Origin of the sequence: Streptomyces sp. KR55 (assembly GCF_052245645.1) — a bacterium.
GTDB lineage: Bacteria > Actinomycetota > Actinomycetes > Streptomycetales > Streptomycetaceae > Streptomyces > Streptomyces flavusporus.
In genome coordinates, this window is sequence record NZ_JBQQCE010000817.1 from 1 (window position 1) to 2,205 (window position 2,205).

Sequence of the window (2,205 nt, forward strand, 5' to 3'; positions counted from 1 at the left end):
ACGTCCCGGAGACGGCGGTGGTGGGGGGAGGCATGGGGGCCTCTCGGGGAGGAGTCGGGAGGGTGTCGGGGAAGGCGGGGACAGAGACGGGGATTCAGTACGGCCGTTCGCCCAGCACGGCCGGGCGGTCGGGGTCGGCGGACCAGGCGGACCAGGAACCGGGGTAGAGCGCCGCGGGGATGCCGGCGTGGGCGAGCGCGGCGATCTGGTGGGCGGCCGTGACGCCGGACCCGCAGTAGACCCCCACCTCGGTCGCGTCATCGGCGCCCAGCGCCGCGAACCGAACGGCGAGTTCCTCCACGTCGCGGAATGTCCCGTCGGGACGGAGGTTGTCGCCCGTGGGCGCGGACAGCGCACCGGGGATGTGCCCGGCACGCGCATCGACCGGCTCGCTCTCGCCCCGGTACCGCTCGGCGGCGCGGGCGTCCAACAGCACCCCGTCCCGGGCGACTTCGGCAGCAGCATTGGCGTCCAGCACCGGCAGCCGCCCTGGCGTGAGCGCGATGTCGCCCGGCGCGGCGCGGGGGCCTCGGGCTCGCCGGCTTCTGTCGGCAGCCCGGCCGCGCGCCAGGCGCCCAGGGCCCCGTCGAGCAGCGTCACCCGCTCGACTCCCGCCCAGCGCAGCAGCCACCAGGCGCGGGCGGCGGCTGTGTTGCCGTTGTCGTCGTACACGACCACCGGTTGGCCCGTGGTGAGGCCCCAGCGGCGCGCGGACGCCTGTAGATCGGCGGGGTCGGGGAGGGGATGGCGGCCGCCCTGCGGTGTGGGCGGGGCGGCGAGCTCGGTGTCGAGGTCGACGTAGACGGCGCCGGGGATGTGTTCCTTGAGGTAGTGCTCGCGCCCGTGCGGGTCGCCTAGCTTCCACCGCACGTCCAGGATGACAGGCCCCGGATCACCGCCGCGCAGCAGGGAGCGCAGCTCGTCCACACCGGTCAGCACCGGGGCGGTCATGCGAGGTCCTCTCGTACGGCGATGGGCGTGACGTCTGGGGAGAGCCGCAGCCGCTCCAGGAACAGCACGACCGTGGCGGCGGCCGTGCGATGGGTGAGGTCGTTGAGGGCGTCGTGCCGGGTCCCGGCCAGGCTCACCAGCTCCACGCCGGGCATCGCCCGGTAGGCATGGCGGGCCTCCGGGAGCGGGCTGACCGTGTCGTCGGCGCCGTGCAGGGCGAGGACGGGGACGGAGATGCCGTCCAGGGCGGGCAGTTCAACAGGCGGCGTGTCCGTGAGAGCGCCGCGCCGGAACGCCGCGTCGGAGGTGAGCCTGCCGCGGTGGGTGGGGCAGGCGGTGCGCCGGTCGAGTTCGGCCTCCCAGTCGGGTGCCGCAGCGACGGCGTGCGATGCGGTGGGCAGCCCCGCGAGGATCAGCGCGTCCAGGCCCGGTGTGCCACGCGCGGCGAGCCGCGCCGCGTACAGGGCCCCGGTGTCGGACCCGACCAGCACCCGGGGGCCGGGCAGCGTCTCGTCGCGCAGCAGCTTGGCGGCCTCGTCGGTGACCGTCGCCAGGTCGGGGGAGGGATCCGTCAGGGCCCGTACGCGGTAGCCGTCGGCGGCGATGCGGCGGCCGAACCGCTCGTACACACCGCCGTGTTCGCCGCGGCCGGGGAGGAGGACGAGGGTGCCGCGCGGGGCGATCCCCTCTGGTTCGTCCCAGGCGTGGACAGGCTGCTGAGGAGAGCTCATGGTGACTCGATTCATCAGGAGGGCACAGGGGGTCGGCGGGACGCACCTGTGCCGCGGGCGGGGGGAGAAGGTGACGCGCACACCCGTCGAGGGCCCGCACAGCCGCCGGGCGTACGGGATCAGCTCAAGAACCGGTTCGGCTCAGATAGGGATGTGCGCGTGCGCGGATCAGCGACAGCGCATGGTGACGGCACGGCCGAGGTCGACCACCCGCCGCTGCGTCAGCCATGTGCCCGCGCCGCAGCACACCGCCGACCCGGCGGCCGTCGGCCGGAGTCCGGTGCTGAGGGGGCGCGGCCCGCAGGCCGGCGCGTTGGCTGTACGCGGCATGCGCCCAGCATGCAGGAGGCGAAAGACGTACGTCCAACGACGATTCGCCATCAAAACCGATCACGATCCTTAATCAATCGGTGCTAGCCTGCGCCCATGCGACCGGTCCTGGACATCGTGGCGCTGCGCAGCCTGATCGCCGTCGCCGACCACGGCGGCTTCCACCGCGCCGCCGGCGCGCTCGCGCTCAGCC

At 74.3% G+C, this 2,205-nt stretch carries 2 protein-coding genes and 1 pseudogene; all 3 read right to left on the bottom strand.

Going from position 1 to position 2,205, the window contains the following annotated elements; all coding sequences use genetic code 11:
* Window positions 1-94: 94 nt before the first annotated feature.
* The 3 genes and pseudogenes from ACTWQJ_RS50460 to ACTWQJ_RS50470 all read right to left on the bottom strand — a co-directional run bounded on the left by ACTWQJ_RS50460 (window position 95) and on the right by ACTWQJ_RS50470 (window position 2,012).
* Window positions 95-951: pseudogene (locus tag ACTWQJ_RS50460) on the bottom strand (sulfurtransferase).
* Entirely contained in the window at window positions 948-1,682 is a 735-nt protein-coding gene (locus ACTWQJ_RS50465; protein ID WP_443313052.1) for an alpha/beta hydrolase, read from the bottom strand. The pseudogene ACTWQJ_RS50460 and the gene ACTWQJ_RS50465 overlap by 4 nt, the downstream one beginning before the upstream one ends.
* Before the next feature lie 168 nt (window positions 1,683-1,850).
* Complete coding sequence (locus tag ACTWQJ_RS50470; RefSeq protein ID WP_443313053.1) at window positions 1,851-2,012, bottom strand: hypothetical protein; 162 nt, start codon at window positions 2,010-2,012, stop codon at window positions 1,851-1,853.
* Window positions 2,013-2,205 lie beyond the last annotated feature (193 nt).